Genomic DNA, 16,562 nt, shown 5'->3' on the forward strand with positions numbered 1-16,562 from the left:
GTTCCTATTTTTGCAACTTGTAAATAAACACTATCTTTCAAATGAGAATAAAGTTTTTAGCTATAATCGCAAGTTTTCTTTTTGTATCAATCGCAATAAGCTCGTGCCTGGACTCTGACGACACGGTAGAACTAAGCTCCGATGCAACGGTACATGCTTTTGGCATTGATACGGTATACGGCAAACATTATAAATTCACGATAGACCAGTTAAGAAGAAAAATCTACAACCAGGATTCATTGCCTATAGGAGCAGATACGATTATCGACCGCATATTAATTGACACGTTCACCGTAAGCGGCTGGATTACTTCAAGAGATGAAATGAATAGTATCAGCGGTGATACGATATTCAACAGAGCCGACTCGGTAAATCTTACGAAAGCCATAAATACCGAAAACGGGATGAAATTCAAAATACATGCCCCGGACGGCTTTACCGTAAATGAATATTCCCTTGAAATCAGAGTACACAAGCAGGATCCGGACTCCTTAGTGTGGGATAAGATGGGAAGTGCACCGACACTTTCAGGTGAACAAAAGGCCATCCTATTCAACAACGAACTGTGGGTATTTACACAATCTGCGGCACAGAAGACACAGACAAGAGCAGGTGCATATTGGCTGGACACAGAAGAAACATACGGCTGGAATGCAGTGTCCGGAGCAAAACTTCCCGACAATGCAGAACTGGAATCCCTCGTCTGCCTGAAATACAAAGACGGAGAAGATGAGAAACAAAGACTTTACATCGTGACAGAAGACGGTATGGCACATTCTTCCGATGACGGAATAAATTGGACACCAGTCAATTGGGAAGGGAACAGCAATATCCGGACACTGATTGCCGGTTTTACCGATGTGCTGACTGTCGTTACCTCAAACGATGAGGTTTACACAGTTGACAATCAAGGCAACAAGATAGAAGGAAATATGGGTAAGGCAGAGTCTGACTTTCCTACATCACATATCTACTCCACCAATTTTGACAGCAACAATCAGTCACAGGCAATGGTAGTGGGTCGTACGGAAAAAGACGTTCAGCAAACCATTCCCTGGGTTTCTTCCAACGGCAAAGACTGGTATTCATTGGCAAACACCAGTTCCTATGATGTGTATTGTCCGAAATTTGCCAATCCTGCCGTAATGTACTATGGTGAGAACTTTTATATCTTCGGCAGCAAAGATGAAAACAAGCTTGATGCCATTTATTCTTCCGTTGACGGTATTTCCTGGCGTGAGCCTCAAAGAAAATTCTTGTTACATAAAGATATGACAGATATAACTGCTCCCTATTCCATTGTTGCAGACAGCCCTTATATATGGGTTATCTTCGGCGGAAACGGAACAGATGCTGCCGTTTGGCGCGGACATCTTAACAAGCTGATGCCAGTCAGAGTGCAATAAATTCATTATTTCTGTTTCCTTTATATATATAAAAGTATAAAACGAGAATAGTAACCAAGACAAGAGATGTAAGTATAAAAAGATGCTAAATAAAGAAGAACTTGATTTAAGCCGGATTCCACAACACGTGGCAATTATCATGGACGGCAACGGACGTTGGGCAAAGTTGCGCGGACAAGAGCGCAGCTATGGACACCAGGCCGGCGCCGAGACAGTACATGTCATTGCAGAAGAAGCGTCTAAATTAGGCATCAAATATCTGACTTTATATACGTTCTCCACCGAAAACTGGAATCGCCCCTCTAATGAAGTCGCTGCATTGATGGCGCTTCTGTTCGACTCTATCGAAGAGGAAACATTCATGAAAAACAACATCAGTTTCCGGGTTATCGGAGATCTGACCAAGCTGCCCGACAATGTGCGGGAACGTTTGGAAACCTGTATAGCACATACCGCAAATAATACTGGGATGTCTCTGGTACTGGCAATCAGCTACTCGTCCCGCTGGGAAATAACGGAAGCCGCCCGCCGCCTTGCAGCCTTAGTGCAAAAAGGCGAACTGACTCCCGAACAGATTGACAGCACCCTGTTGTCCCAATATCTTGCCACCGACTTCATGCCCGATCCGGATTTATTGATACGTACGGGCGGAGAAATCCGCTTGAGCAACTACCTGCTCTGGCAATGTGCTTACTCGGAACTTTATTTCTGCGACACCTACTGGCCTGACTTCCGTGAAGCGGAACTTCACAAAGCCATCCACGACTATCAGAAGCGTGAACGCAGGTTCGGAAAAACCAGCGAGCAAATCCGCTGACCGGACAAACACAAATTGTAAATAGTAAATCGTAAATATAGTAAATAAAAAAATGTACTATCGTATTTCCTCCATACTCGTAACGTTTATCTGCCTCTTTAGCTGTGTACTGACCAGCTCGGCACAGGACACCAGCAATACCGATGAAACCGAAAAACCGGTTATTCTTTATTCGGGAACACCCAAGAAATATGAAATAGCGGATATTAAGGTAGTTGGAGCCAAGAATTATGAAGACTATGTAATCATCGGTTTATCCGGATTATCAAAAGGCCAGACAATTACCGTGCCCGGCGATGAAATAACGCAAGCCTGCAAACGCTACTGGCGTCACGGATTGTTCTCCGACGTGCAAGTTACTGCGGATAAAATCGAGGGCGACCGGATTTGGCTTACAATCCACCTGACAATGCGCCCCCGCGTTTCCGATATTCGCTATCACGGTGTAAAGAAGTCGGAACGTGAAGATTTGGAAGCCCGGGTAGGTCTGATTAAAGGAAACCAAATTACCCCCAACCTGATAGACCGCGCCAAGACGTTGATTAAGCGCTACTTTGACGATAAGGGTTTCAAGAATGCCGACATCATCATCACGCAAAAGGATGATCCCAACAACGAGAACCAAGTCCTGGTAGATATCAATATCGACAAAAAGGAGAAGGTAAAGGTACATCAGATTACAATCACCGGTAATCAGGCCATCACAACCAAGAAGCTGAAACGTGTGATGAAGAAAACGAATGAAAAAGGCAAACTGCTCAACCTTTTCCGTACCAAAAAGTTCGTCGAAGAAAATTTTGAAGCCGACAAGCAACTGATTATAGACAAATACAACGAATTGGGTTATCGTGATGCCATGATTGTAAAAGACAGCATCAAGTCTTATGACGACCGTACGGTGGATATCTTCATGGAAATCGAAGAAGGACAGAAATACTACTTGCGCAATGTAACGTGGGTAGGTAACACCCTCTATCCTTCCGAGCAACTGAATTTCCTGCTCCGTATGAAGAAGGGCGACGTCTACAATCAGAAGCTGCTGGAAGAACGTACCAGTACAGATGAAGACGCTATCGGCAACCTCTACTACAACAACGGTTACCTCTTCTACTCGCTCGACCCCGTGGAAGTAAATATCGTAGGTGACTCCATCGACCTGGAAATGCGTATCTTCGAAGGCCGTCAGGCTACTATCAATAAAGTCAGCATCAACGGTAACGACCGTTTGTATGAAAACGTAGTCCGCCGTGAGCTTCGTACCCGTCCGGGACAGCTTTTCAGCCGTGAAGACCTGATGCGTTCCATGCGTGAAATCCAGCAAATGGGACACTTTGACCCCGAACAAATCCAACCGGATATCCAGCCCAAACCGGAAGACGGTACAGTGGATATAGGTTATGACCTCGTCTCCAAAGCCAACGACCAGGTAGAGTTCTCTGCCGGTTGGGGACAGACAGGTATTATCGGTAAACTGAGTCTGAAGTTCACCAACTTCTCCGTTGCCAACCTGTTGCATCCGGGTGAGAACTACCGCGGTATCCTGCCGCAGGGTGACGGCCAGACACTGACTATCAGCGGCCAGACCAATGCCAAATACTATCAGTCATACAGTGTATCGTTCTACGACCCGTGGTTCGGCGGCAAACGTCCGAATGCGTTCTCCGTATCTGCATTCTACTCCCGCCAGACAGATATCAGCAGCCGTTACTATAACGATGCGTACATGAACAGTTATTATAACAGCTACTATAGCGGCATGTACGGTTATGGTATGTACAACTATGGCAACTATAACAATTATGAAAACTATTACGACCCCGACAAGTCCATCCAGATGTGGGGATTGGCTGTAATGTTCGGTAAGCGTTTGAAATGGCCGGATGACTACTTCCAATTTACGGCAGAATTGTCCTACCAGCGTTATATTCTGAGCGACTGGCAATACTTCCCCGTTACCAACGGTAAGTGTAACAACCTGAGTATAAACCTCACCTTGTCGCGCAGTTCTATCGACAATCCTATCTATCCGCGCCAGGGTTCCGAATTCTCGCTGTCGGCACAATTGACGCCGCCCTACTCCCTGTTCGACGGTACAGATTACAGCAAGTACAGTACCAGCAATCAGGATGATATGAACAAGATGCACAAATGGATAGAATACCACAAGTGGAAATTCAAATCCAAAGTATACATCCCGTTGATGGACCCTATCGCCGTAAAACGCACTCCGGTGCTGATGGGACGCGTAGAATTCGGTCTGTTGGGACACTACAACAAATACAAGAAATCTCCGTTTGAAACCTTTGACGTAGGTGGCGACGGTATGACAGGATATTCCAGCTATGCAACCGAAAGTGTCGCCTTGCGTGGATATGAGAACAGCTCTCTTACTCCTTATGGCTACGAAGGTTATGCATACGCACGTCTCGGTTTGGAATTAAGATATCCGCTGATGTTGGAAACAAGTACCAGTATTTATGCGTTAACTTTTGTTGAAGCCGGTAACGCCTGGCACGACGTAAACAAGTTCAACCCGTTTGATTTGAAACGTTCTGCCGGTGTCGGTGTCCGCATCTTCCTGCCTATGATTGGTATGATGGGTATCGACTGGGCCTACGGTTTCGACAAGGTACTCGGTTCCAAGCAATACGGCGGCAGCCAGTTCCACTTCATCCTGGGACAAGAGTTCTAATTTGTTTAACTAAAACCAGAACATTATGAGAAAGAGTTTATTAATCATGTTTCTGCTATTTGCCGCAGGCATTACAGCCAATGCACAGAAGTTTGCCTTGATCGACATGGAATATATCCTAAAGAATATCCCTGCCTATCAAAGTGCGAGCAATGAATTGAACCAAGTGTCCAAACAGTGGCAAAACGAAGTCGAGAAGCTGGGCAAAGAAGCCAAGAGCTTGTACGACAGCTACCAGGCATCCGTTAAAACTCTTTCCGATGCACAAAAGACAAAGAAAGAAGAAGAGATTGTTGCCAAAGAGAAATCCGCAGCCGAACTGCGCCGTAAATACTTCGGTCCGGAAGGCGAACTTTTCAAAAAGCGTGAAGCGCTGATGCAGCCCATCCAAGATGAAATCTATGAAGCTGTAAAGGCAATCTCCACACAGAAAGGTTACGCTGTAGTAGTGGATCGCGCATCCGCATCAAGCATCATCTTTGCCTCTCCGAGTATTGACATAAGTAATGAAGTGCTTGCAAAATTAGGATATTCAAATTAATTTCATACATTTGCAGCCTATATAAAGAATTATCATTCAAAATAAATAGTAAATATTATGCTTAAAAAAATCGCACTGCTCGTAGTTATGTTTGCCCTCCCCCTGGGAGCTATGGCGCAAACTAAATTCGCTCACATGAACTCTCAAGAAGTAATTGTCACCATGCCGGAATACACAAAAGCACAAGCCGACCTGGATGCTATGTCTAAAGAGTACCAAACAGAAATGCAACGTACCCAGGAAGAGTTCAATAAGAAATATCAGGAATTCTTGGCACAAGCCGACTCACTTCCGAAAAACATTGCAGAAAGACGTCAGAAAGAACTGCAGGACATGGCACAACGCCAAGAACAGTTCCAGCAGGAAGCATATCAGTCTATGCAAAAGGCACAGCAGGATGCCATGACTCCTATCTATAAAAAGCTGGACGAAGCTATCCAGGCTGTAGGTAAGGCTGAGGGTGTAGTATATATCTTCGACCTGGCCCGTACTCCGATACCTTATGTAGGTGCACAGAGTGTAGATGTAACTGCCAAAGTTAAAACGCAACTCGGCATTAAATAACACCGGTATCAAACAAACCGCATACCTCTAAACGAGGAATTCATCGAAAAGGTTAAGCCATCAACGGCTTAACCTTTTTTTATATCCCCTCTGCTCCTCTTATTTTGTACCAAGTTCTTCGGGTACTTCTTCGGAACCGCCATTCTTGCCAACGTCGTTCTCGGTTACGTAGCCGAAATGGCAGGCTGGGATTGGACGTTCATACTGCTGATAATGGCCTGCGCCCTATCCATTGTTTTCACATCATTCACATACAAAGAAGAAAAAGCTGCAAGAAAGTAACAATACAGTACTACAAAATAAGAAAATAAAAATGAAAGAATTGAATTCCACCCCAAGTAAAAGAGATAAGAAAACATTTCTTATTCATCAATTTCTATTTATAATTCTGTTAGCGACCAGTTACCCTACATCTGTTTTTTCACAAACTTATCGTAAAATAGCAGGTTGGTCGGATGAGGTCAACAATAGAATTGAAAGTTTTTTGAATACAACACTTACAATGAATAACCGTAAAGTAGCCGTATTCGATGGTGACGGAACAGTTATCGGACAGGTTCCCTATTATCTTGCAGATGAAGCCTTGTATCGTTATGCCGATAAAAACTACAAGGATAGAAACGATCCGCAAGCAAAAAGCAAAATTGCTATACTGAACCGTATGGTAAAAGACGGTAATAACGTAGGCAAAGCCTATGTAGAAGACCGCGTTCATTTTTTGGCAGGTATGACTCCTGCTGAAATCATGGATATGGGCTATGAATGCTACCTTGATTCATACCAAGGAAAATTCTATCCCGAAATGAAACAACTGATTGCTAATCTGAAAGAATACGGTTTTGAAGTATGGATACTTACTGCATCTCCGGAATTCCTCTATCAGAAATTCCTTGCTGAAGAGTTAGGGTTGCCCGATACACAAATTCTCGGAGTCAAATCCGTTGTAGCAAACGGAAGATTGACAGATGAGATAATTATGCCTATTCCACAAGATGACGGCAAAGCGAATGTAATTCCCACATTTATTAAGGCACGGCCGCTTATAGTCGGCGGGAATAGCCGTGGAGACATGGACATGCTGAACCAATCGTGCGGATTGAAAATTGTTGTAAATCCGGATGACACGACCATACGAGGGAAAGAAGATGGCCCGATGAACGGATACACAGTCAAGCAATATTGGGAAAAAGAGGGAGCGGTCATCGTGAAATGTAACGACGTTCCAAATCCTGAAATAAAATTTCATACAGAAAGTTGGAAAATCAGAACAAACAAATCAAATCCTCAATAAGAGGGACATTATTCACATTAAATCTATTACGACATGAAACAGAAAATCATCAGTGCGCTCTTTTTGAGCGGTACCATGCTGGTATCAAATTTCGCATTTGCAGAGTCAGTTCCGGAAACTGCAACGACAACAACAGTGACTGAATCAGTAGCCGCAGCTACCGAAGAGTCTGAACCTACAAAATGGGAAAAAGTTTTGGAAAAACTGCCTAAGCTCTCCGGCTATCTTCAAACCGGCTGGAACTACAACTCAGTAGGTGACGGTTCATCATCATTCCAAGCAAAACGTCTCCGTTTGATTATGGATGGAAATGTAGTTAAAAACGTGTCTTTCCGTTTACAAATTGAGGCTTTTAACGGCATTGCGGGTTCTACCAATGGAAATGGACAGAAGAACTTACAAGTAATGGATGCTTTTGTCACTGCTAAAATTTCAAAAGCATTCCAAGTACGTGTCGGCCAGTACTATCTGCCACTCGGTTATGAGAATTACGATCTCTCCCCTTCAACATTGGAAACTGTCGACTTCTCAAACATCTGCTATCGCATGGTTTGCCGCAATGCTATAGGTTATGACTTTGTAGATTATGGACGTGACCTTGGTATAATGGCATTCGGCGACTTGTTTACAGATGAAGCAAGAGGATTCAGCCGTTTAAGTTATAACCTGTCATTATCCAACGGACATCTGCCTATGAAAGACGATAACAATAAGTCTAAAGACATCGTAGCTGCTCTGACTTTCCGTCCTACAAAATTCTTCAATATAAAAGCTTCCTACAATTGGGGAGAATACAAAGGAACAGTCAATGATGAATCATTTAATTACCAACCTATGAATCGTGTCATCGTAGGTGCTTGGTACAACGACCCCAAAGGGCTCGACCTGCGTGCGGAATACGGACACATAGGAAGTAGCAAAGACGGACGCGACATAATCAAAGAAGATGGTTTCTACGCTTTGGCAGGCTGGCATGCAGGTAAGTTCCTGCCGGTAGTACGTTATGATTTCTATCGTGATAAGGTAAACGACAGCAGCCTGAACAATTATGACCGTATTCTTTTGGGGCTCACTTACAATCCTTGCAATCATGTGAAGATACAAGCTAACTATTGTCACTCTTTCTATACCGACAAAGCAAAAGAAATAAGCAACAACGGTAAGCGAGGCTCCGATCAAATTCAACTAATGGGCGTTTTCTATTTTTAAACATATAAAAATCATACTATCATGAAAAAGTTATTTGTTTTATTGGCACTCGTTATGGGTGCAATGTCTGTAAATGCACAGCATTTAGGCAGTGAATACCGTTTGAAGAAAGTGATTCCTGTAGCCGGACGCCAAGGAATTGCCGTAGACAAGGACTACTATTACGTATCGGATACTAAAGTCCTTTACAAGTACGATAAAGAAGGCAATATGTTGATGAAGAATGACCAGCCGTTTCAGCACCCGGAAATAGCCAATCACTTCGGTGATATTGACGTCTATAATGGTGAAATCTACTGCGGTGTAGAAAAATTCGAATATGGCCGCGGTTACAATATTGCAGTATCGGTATACGATGCTGAAACATTGAAATGGAAAAGAGACCTACCCTGGTGTCCTGAATCAGGTCAGGTAGAAGTTTCCGGTCTGGCAGTAGACCGTGACAAGAACATGGTATGGATGTCCGACTGGGTAGACAGCCGCTATGTATATTGCTACAGCCTTGAAACCGGCAAGTACTACACCAAAATGCAATGTCGTCCCACTCCTTATTGGTGTCAGGGTATCTTCATTGCCGACGGTAAAATGCTTTTCACATCAGATGACGGTGAATCACTTTATCAGATACCCGATAATATTTATATCGCTGACATCACCGAAGTACCCTATACTGGACTGAAAGAAGGAGTAGAACCTGTACGAGACACTCCTTTCAGCGTAAAACTGGACAAAAGCGGAAAAGTAGTGACACGCAAGGGTAGTATTGCAGCCGGTGCTAAAGCCGGAAAGGTTGAACTGTTCCGGGAAATGAGCGACTTCCGTCGTGCCGGTGAGATAGAAGGTCTCTCCATTGACCCTGTGAACGACGACCTCGTTGTATTGAACAACCGCGGCACTCAAATTATTTTGGGTATGTCTCAAGGTCCATTCACCGAAGAAGGCTATAAGGGAGAAATTCACGAACTCTACATCTACGAAAAGATTAAATAAATATCCTAAGGGCACGAATTATACTGAATGACTTACAAAATCAATTCTTCTGTTCGTAAAATCCCGTACAATCCGTGCCCTATCCTCACAATTTACACTATCTTTGCTGCACACTATACTCTTAGCGTCAGAAAGATTGTATGAAACAAAAACTACCTTCCACTCCCGGCCCTATCGGTGTATTCGATTCAGGATACGGCGGACTTACTATTTTAAGTAAAATACGGGAAGCCTTACCGGAATACGACTATATCTATTTGGGCGATAATGCCCGTGCCCCTTACGGAACGCGTTCTTTTGAAGTCGTCTACGAGTTTACATTGCAGGCAGTTACCAAACTGTTCGAGATGGGTTGCCACCTTGTAATCCTTGCCTGCAATACAGCATCCGCCAAAGCTCTGCGCAGCATACAGATAAACGACCTGCCGCACCTTGACCCGGCACGCCGTGTATTAGGCGTTATCCGCCCTACCGTGGAATGCATCGGCAATATAACCCGCAGCCGCCACGTCGGAGTCCTTGCTACAGGCGGAACCATCAAGTCCGAATCCTATCCGTTGGAGATACATAAACTGTTCCCCGACATCAAAGTCAGCGGAGAAGCCTGTCCGCTATGGGTGTCACTTGTAGAGAACAATGAAGCACAAGGCGACGGAACGGATTACTTCGTCCGCAAATACATAAATGAACTACTTGCCAAAGACCGGGAGATAGACACCGCCATCTTGGGTTGTACGCACTATCCGATACTGCTACCCAAAATCCGGAAATATATGCCGGAGAGTATCACGATAGTATCACAAGGCAAATTAGTGGCGGACAGTTTGAAAGACTATCTCCACCGCCATCCCGAAATAGACGCCCAATGTACCCGAAACGGCAAATGCAGTTACTACACCACCGAAGCGGAAGACAAATTCACCGAGTCCGCCTCTATCTTCCTGAATGAAGCGGTAACGGTGCAGCGCATCGAGCTATAGGCATAAATTGTCCGGCATTAAACATTAAATCGAAAAAACTTGTTATATTTGTAGGACAAGAACTCTAAATTCATACCGCTATGAAAGAAGAAGATAAAAGCAAGCTCGTCGAAGTATTCAACGGATCGCTTTGGGAAGCCGAACTTGTAAAAAGTTTGCTGGAAAACAATGGCATCGAATCAACCTTGAAAGACGGGATGGTAGTAAACATTGTCCTGCCCGAGACAGCAGTCGATGTAGCAGTACTCGTCAATGAAGCGAATTATGAAGCAGCCATGGAAGTGGTTCGCTCATACGAAAAGAAAGAAGACGGAGATTAAACCTTCCCGCATCGGGAAACACACAAATATGGAACAACAACTAACGAGAATTGCTGTCAAAATAGGCAGTAATGTATTGACACGCCGTGACGGCACATTGGACGTAACCCGCATGTCCGCCCTTGTAGACCAAGTGGCGGAGCTGCATAAAGCAGGCGTGGAAATCATTCTCGTTTCTTCCGGAGCCGTTGCTTCGGGAAGAAGCGAGATACACCCCGCCAAGAAGCTGGATAGCGTAGACCAGCGCCAACTGTTCTCAGCCGTGGGGCAAGCCAAACTCATCAACCGTTATTACGAACTATTCCGTGAACACGGCATCCCTGTGGGGCAGGTGCTCACCATGAAAGAGAACTTCGCTACCCGCCGCCACTATCTCAACCAGAAAAACTGCATGACCGTAATGCTGGAAAACGGAGTGATTCCCATTGTCAACGAGAACGATACCATTTCCGTCAGCGAACTGATGTTCACCGATAATGACGAGCTCTCCGGACTGATAGCTTCCATGATGGATGCGCAAGTCCTGATTATCCTCAGCAACATCGACGGCATCTACAACGGCTCGCCTACCGACCCTGCATCGGAAGTCATCCGTAAGATAGAGCACGGCAAAGACCTGTCCTCTTATATACAGACTTCCAAATCCAGTTTCGGACGCGGAGGCATGCTCACCAAAACCAATATTGCCCGTAAAGTGGCCGATGAAGGAATTACCGTTATCATCGCCAACGGCAAGCGCGACAATATCCTGGTAGACCTGCTGCATCAGGAACTCCCCGCCCTGTTCCCCGATGTTCAGTCCCCTACTCTCGGTTCTCAACCTTACACCCGCTTCATTCCCGCTCCCCAGCCTGTATCCAGCGTAAAGAAGTGGATAGCCCACAGTGAAGGGTTTGCCAAAGGCGAACTGCACATCGACGATTGTGCCACAAAAGTACTTGCATCCGACAAGGCAGTCAGCATCCTTCCCATAGGCATCACCGATGTGCGGGGTGAGTTCGAGAAGGACGACATTGTGCGCATCATAGACTTTGAAGGAAATCCGATAGGCGTAGGCAAAGCCAATTGCAGTTCGGAGCAGGCTCGCGAGGCTATGGGAAAGCACGGCAAGAAACCTGTGGTGCACTATGACTATCTTTATATAGAATAAGTCCGGTTAATACCGATTATAATCATTACATTTGCAGAAGTATCAATTAATAAATCACTGAAAATGGATTTAAACAAGACCTTTTCCGCCGTACAGTATGCCAGTCGTAAGCTATTGGCGCTGAACGACGAAAAGATTAACCAGATATTACTGGCCGTTGCAGATGCAGCCGAGAAAAGGACAGACTTTATCCTTGCCGAGAACCGGAAAGACCTGGACCGCATGGACATCTCTAATCCGAAGTACGACCGTTTGAAGCTGACGGCAGACCGCCTGAAGGGAATTGCAGACGACATCCGCAAGGTAGCCAAGCTACCCTCACCGGTAGGGCGCGTACAAAAGCAGGCAGTAATGCCCAACGGACTGAAGATAAAACGTGTAAGCGTTCCTTTCGGAGTAATCGGCATCATCTACGAAGCACGTCCCAACGTCAGTTTCGATGTATTCTCGCTCTGCCTAAAGAGCGGTAACGCCTGCATACTAAAAGGCGGAAGTGACGCAGACGCTTCCAACCGCGCCATTATCAGCGTGATACACGACGTTCTGAAACAGTTTGAAGTAGACCTGCACGTTGTGGAGCTGCTTCCTTCCGACCGTGAAGCCACCGCAGCATTACTGCATGCCAACGGTTATGTCGATTTGATTATCCCGCGCGGCAGCAGCAATCTCATTAACTTTGTCCGTCAGAATGCCACCATCCCGGTGATAGAAACCGGTGCAGGCATATGCCACACCTTCTTCGACCGTTACGGAGATGTAAAGAAAGGAGCCGCCATCGTCAACAACGCCAAGACGCGCCGCGTCAGCGTATGCAATGCTTTGGACTGCCTGCTCGTAGACGGCGACCGCATGAAAGACCTGCCCACCCTCTGTGCACCGCTACAGGAAAGCAATGTGATTATCTACGCAGATACGTTTGCATATGCCTCTTTGCAAGGCCACTATCCGGCGGAACTGCTGAAAGAAGCCACGGAAGAGGATTTCGGTACGGAATTTCTGGACTACAAACTGGCTGTGAAAGTCGTTGAAGGCATGGACAGCGCCATAGCACACATACAACAGTATGGTTCCAAACACAGCGAATGTATCGTAACCGAAGACAAAGGACATGCCGACTGGTTCTGCCGCGAAGTAGATGCCGCCTGCGTCTACGTCAACGCCCCGACTTCCTTTACAGACGGTGCACAGTTCGGACTGGGTGCGGAAATCGGCATCAGCACACAGAAGTTGCATGCCCGCGGTCCTATGGCTTTAGAGGAAATCACCACGTACAAGTGGATTATTGAAGGAGAAGGACAGATAAGAAAGTAAATTAACGCTTAATCGCTAATCACTAATCGCTAAAAAAATATGAAGAACTTTACTTGTGTGCAGGATATCGGCAATCTGAAAACTGCACTGGACGAAGCATTCGAAATCAAAAAAGACCGTTTCAAATATGTAGAGCTGGGACGTAATAAGACACTGATGATGATATTCTTCAACTCAAGTCTACGTACCCGTCTCAGCACTCAAAAAGCCGCTCTGAACCTGGGCATGAATGTCATTGTATTGGACATCAACCAGGGAGCATGGAAGCTGGAAACCGAACGCGGCGTCATCATGGATGGCGACAAGCCTGAACATCTGCTGGAAGCTATCCCCGTAATGGGTTGCTACTGCGACGTAATCGGTGTGCGTTCCTTCGCCCGCTTCGAAGACCGCGAATACGATTACAACGAAGTAATACTGAACCAGTTTATCAAATACTCCGGCCGGCCGGTATTCTCCATGGAAGCCGCCACGCGCCATCCGCTGCAAAGTTTTGCAGACCTCATTACTATTGAGGAATATAAGAAAACGGCACGTCCCAAAGTCGTCATGACATGGGCTCCGCATCCCCGTCCGTTGCCGCAGGCTGTTCCCAATTCCTTCGCGGAATGGATGAACGCCACGGATTATGACTTTGTCATTACCCACCCTGAAGGTTATGAGCTCGACCCGAAATTCGTAGGCAATGCCCGTGTGGAATACGACCAGATGAAAGCCTTTGAAGGTGCGGACTTCGTATATGCCAAGAACTGGGCTGCCTATACCGGCGACAACTACGGACAAATACTGAGCAAAGACCGCGACTGGACCGTGAGCGACCGCCAAATGGCAGTAACCAACAATGCCTATTTCATGCACTGTCTGCCGGTACGACGCAACATGATTGTAACGGACGACGTGATTGAAAGCCCGCAATCCATCGTAATACCGGAAGCTGCCAACCGAGAGATTTCTGCGACAGTCGTGTTGAAACGCCTGATAGAAGGGTTATAAATACCATTTTATCGTAATCTCCGTATCTCTTCATAGATAATACGCTTATATACGATACAAAACCTTAGTATGCCTTATGTTTTTTTCGTCCCGCAATTGCGGGACGAATAGTTTCCAGCTGCGGGCTGTCGGGCCCGCAATTGGCAACCGGGCAGCCCGCAACTACAAAACGAAGTTTTACTATAAGCATAACGACATTTTACATGTGCCCGAAGAATAAAACACAGCATACCGGCCAAGGATTTGCCAGCACTGTTCTTTATATTTGCCAGCACTCACGCAAGCTCCTTTCTGCAAAACGACAGCTCGGTCAGTGCTATGTGTCGGCAAGGGGGACAGAATCAGAATTAAAAGAAACTATTTCTCCGTTTCCTTTCCGGTCTCTTTCCACCCGATAAAGCCCTTGTCGAGCTCATAAACCTTATACCCTTTCCGGCTCAAAATAGCGGCGGCTTTCTTACTACGCTTTCCGCTGCGGCAATAAAGAGCTATCGGTTTATCTTTTTGAAGTGTAGAATCCGCAATGGCAGCAAACTGTTCGTCCAGCACATTGATATTGATACTGCCCGGAATATGCTCTTCCGAATATTCGGCAACCGTACGTACATCCAATCGCTGAATGTCGGAATCTGCTATCAATGTGGCAAACTCGTCCGCCGAGACGGATTCGAAATCCTCTCCTTTCTGCTGACATGAGAAGAGAGTGGAGAAGAACAGGCAAATGCCCGCAAAGAATACTTTCATAAGTCTACTTATTTTAGTCTGAATTAAAAATGTAATCAAAGTTATAACTTTTTCGTTTATTATGCCGCCCATACCGGGAAATATCTGCACCTACACCTCTGTACAACAAAAAAGAGGATGCTTTTCACTGCATCCCCTTTCTTGTTTTTACCTCATTACAGAGGCTCACTAACCATTATTATAAACAAATGCACACAATCAGAATTGGAACATCAGACGGGCCTGGAGTACGTGGAAGTTCTTGTCATATTGGAACTTGTCACGGTCAAGACGATTGTAAGTGTAGCTCAACATTACTTGGGCAAACTTGTTGAAAGAGTAGTTTACACCCAAAGTAGCGGAGTGCATGTTACCGCCACCGACACTTAATGATGTAGCCGGATAGTCTGCCAATATACCGTTGGGATAGTATTGGTCGCGTCCGGGAATATATTTCTCGCCTTCAACGAGGTCATTCAGACCGGTATAACTATAACGGGCAACCACTTCAAGTGCTCTTCCGTTCAAGCCTTTCAACAAAGCATCGGAATTGCTGTATTGATACGGATCACCGAAGATTTTGTAACCGGCTTCGATATAAGCTCCGTGGAAAGAGTTCTCACCAAGCGGATTACCTTTCTGCCATGCTTCGAGTGAACCCCAAGAGTCGATAGAACCCAGATTAGCTTCGAACAATGCCTGGTCGTCACGTTCTTTGGTAACATGTTTGTACATATATTCACCACGGGTAAAGAAGTTATCTGTCTTGTATAAGAATTCAGCACCTACATCAAATACATTCTTCGCCCACGGCAGTTTGGCAGACAGGAAGTCCTGAGTAGCATCTACGTAGGTTTCCAATGAAGAACCGAGATCCAGTTCTGTTTTCAGCACGTTGTTCTCCACCACACCCGTAGCGATATTGGCATAACGGAAAGCTGCTCCTACGTGGAATGTTCTGTCTTCGTTATTAATGGGACGCCATACCCAACGGCCGCCGAATGACATGCCCTGATATCCCGACGGCTGGTCGTTGTACTTGTTCTCGGCAAATACACCCTGATTGGCGAAGAAGTGGTTGTTGTAGAAAATATAACTCAAACCCAGCTCACGTGACGGTGAGAAAGCATTGGCTGCCGCCGAGCGGGAAATGAAGTGCAGGCTTCCGCGGCTGGTATTGTTTGCCATGGATGCCGGATTGTTGTAATAACCGGCTTTAAAGCGATGAGTACCTTTTACACCTTCCAGCGAGTATTGCAGGAAGATATTCTTCTGTGAGAACTTGCCTTTGGAAAAGTCGAAATCGGCATAGAAGTACCAGTCTTCATAGCTCATAGAGGTACGGATGCGCGCATCGGTAATAGCAGCTCCCGATTTCACCGGAGTGAAATCCGAATGATAGTATGCACCGTCCATCATAAAACGTGCGCCAATCGTAAAGTTCAGATTCTCCTTGGAGTTGCTTACATTAACAACCGGCTTATTATCAAAGTCCTGGGCTTGGGCAACCGATCCTGACAGTGACAATGCAGCCAATACCGGCATTAAAATATACTTTTTCATATAATATAATCT

15 protein-coding genes and 1 pseudogene are annotated in these 16,562 nt (G+C 45.6%); 14 read left to right on the forward strand and 2 right to left on the reverse strand.

Features of this window, described 5'->3' with window-relative positions:
• Positions 1 to 41 precede the first annotated feature (41 nt).
• The 14 genes and pseudogenes from H8S52_RS06090 (at position 42) to H8S52_RS06150 (ending at position 14,264) form a co-directional block, all read left to right on the forward strand.
• Positions 42 to 1,406: a DUF6242 domain-containing protein gene (locus H8S52_RS06090; RefSeq protein ID WP_186909478.1), complete on the forward strand. Its 1,365-nt coding sequence runs from the start codon at positions 42 to 44 to the stop codon at positions 1,404 to 1,406.
• 82 nt (positions 1,407 to 1,488) lie between these two features.
• On the forward strand, positions 1,489 to 2,223 hold the full coding sequence (locus tag H8S52_RS06095) for an isoprenyl transferase (protein WP_117742651.1): 735 nt from the start codon (positions 1,489 to 1,491) through the stop codon (positions 2,221 to 2,223).
• Between the two features lie 52 nt (positions 2,224 to 2,275).
• Complete coding sequence (gene bamA / locus H8S52_RS06100; RefSeq protein ID WP_005652859.1) at positions 2,276 to 4,915, forward strand: outer membrane protein assembly factor BamA; 2,640 nt, start codon at positions 2,276 to 2,278, stop codon at positions 4,913 to 4,915.
• A 25-nt stretch (positions 4,916 to 4,940) separates the two neighbouring features.
• On the forward strand, positions 4,941 to 5,456 hold the full coding sequence (locus tag H8S52_RS06105) for an OmpH family outer membrane protein (protein ID WP_186909479.1): 516 nt from the start codon (positions 4,941 to 4,943) through the stop codon (positions 5,454 to 5,456).
• A gap of 57 nt (positions 5,457 to 5,513) precedes the next feature.
• Positions 5,514 to 6,020: an OmpH family outer membrane protein gene (locus tag H8S52_RS06110; protein ID WP_005652863.1), complete on the forward strand. Its 507-nt coding sequence runs from the start codon at positions 5,514 to 5,516 to the stop codon at positions 6,018 to 6,020.
• 108 nt (positions 6,021 to 6,128) lie between these two features.
• Positions 6,129 to 6,302 (forward strand): annotated as a pseudogene (gene glpT, locus H8S52_RS19920) (glycerol-3-phosphate transporter); the annotation flags it as partial.
• A gap of 31 nt (positions 6,303 to 6,333) precedes the next feature.
• Positions 6,334 to 7,311, forward strand: coding sequence for an HAD family phosphatase (locus H8S52_RS06115; protein ID WP_016661167.1), 978 nt, complete (start codon positions 6,334 to 6,336; stop codon positions 7,309 to 7,311).
• Between the two features lie 33 nt (positions 7,312 to 7,344).
• On the forward strand, positions 7,345 to 8,520 hold the full coding sequence (locus tag H8S52_RS06120) for a porin (RefSeq protein ID WP_005656382.1): 1,176 nt from the start codon (positions 7,345 to 7,347) through the stop codon (positions 8,518 to 8,520).
• A gap of 21 nt (positions 8,521 to 8,541) precedes the next feature.
• Positions 8,542 to 9,510 (forward strand): YncE family protein, encoded by a 969-nt coding sequence (locus H8S52_RS06125; RefSeq protein WP_005656379.1) that lies wholly within the window; start codon positions 8,542 to 8,544, stop codon positions 9,508 to 9,510.
• A gap of 140 nt (positions 9,511 to 9,650) precedes the next feature.
• Entirely contained in the window at positions 9,651 to 10,490 is an 840-nt protein-coding gene (murI, locus tag H8S52_RS06130) for a glutamate racemase (RefSeq protein ID WP_016661166.1), read from the forward strand.
• Between the two features lie 80 nt (positions 10,491 to 10,570).
• Positions 10,571 to 10,810 carry a DUF2007-related protein gene (locus tag H8S52_RS06135; RefSeq protein ID WP_016661165.1) on the forward strand — a complete coding sequence of 80 codons (240 nt, stop codon included), beginning with the start codon at positions 10,571 to 10,573 and terminating at the stop codon, positions 10,808 to 10,810.
• A 28-nt stretch (positions 10,811 to 10,838) separates the two neighbouring features.
• Positions 10,839 to 11,960: a glutamate 5-kinase gene (gene proB / locus H8S52_RS06140; protein WP_118940221.1), complete on the forward strand. Its 1,122-nt coding sequence runs from the start codon at positions 10,839 to 10,841 to the stop codon at positions 11,958 to 11,960.
• A gap of 63 nt (positions 11,961 to 12,023) precedes the next feature.
• On the forward strand, positions 12,024 to 13,271 hold the full coding sequence (locus tag H8S52_RS06145; protein WP_016661163.1) for a glutamate-5-semialdehyde dehydrogenase: 1,248 nt from the start codon (positions 12,024 to 12,026) through the stop codon (positions 13,269 to 13,271).
• 39 nt (positions 13,272 to 13,310) lie between these two features.
• Complete coding sequence (locus H8S52_RS06150) at positions 13,311 to 14,264, forward strand: N-acetylornithine carbamoyltransferase (protein WP_005656370.1); 954 nt, start codon at positions 13,311 to 13,313, stop codon at positions 14,262 to 14,264.
• A 357-nt stretch (positions 14,265 to 14,621) separates the two neighbouring features.
• Here the strand turns inward: H8S52_RS06150 and H8S52_RS06155 are convergent, their stop codons facing one another.
• Together H8S52_RS06155 and H8S52_RS06160 are read right to left on the reverse strand one after the other, a co-directional pair.
• The gene (locus H8S52_RS06155; RefSeq protein WP_117740967.1) at positions 14,622 to 15,008 is read right to left on the reverse strand and encodes a rhodanese-like domain-containing protein; all 387 of its coding nucleotides are present in this window, start codon (positions 15,006 to 15,008) and stop codon (positions 14,622 to 14,624) included.
• Positions 15,009 to 15,206: 198 nt separating this feature from the next.
• On the reverse strand, positions 15,207 to 16,550 hold the full coding sequence (locus H8S52_RS06160; protein WP_005656365.1) for a porin: 1,344 nt from the start codon (positions 16,548 to 16,550) through the stop codon (positions 15,207 to 15,209).
• Between the last annotated feature and the right edge of the window lie 12 nt (positions 16,551 to 16,562).

Source organism: Bacteroides sp. NSJ-48, from assembly GCF_014287405.1.
Classification (GTDB): Bacteria; Bacteroidota; Bacteroidia; order Bacteroidales; family Bacteroidaceae; genus Bacteroides; species Bacteroides stercoris.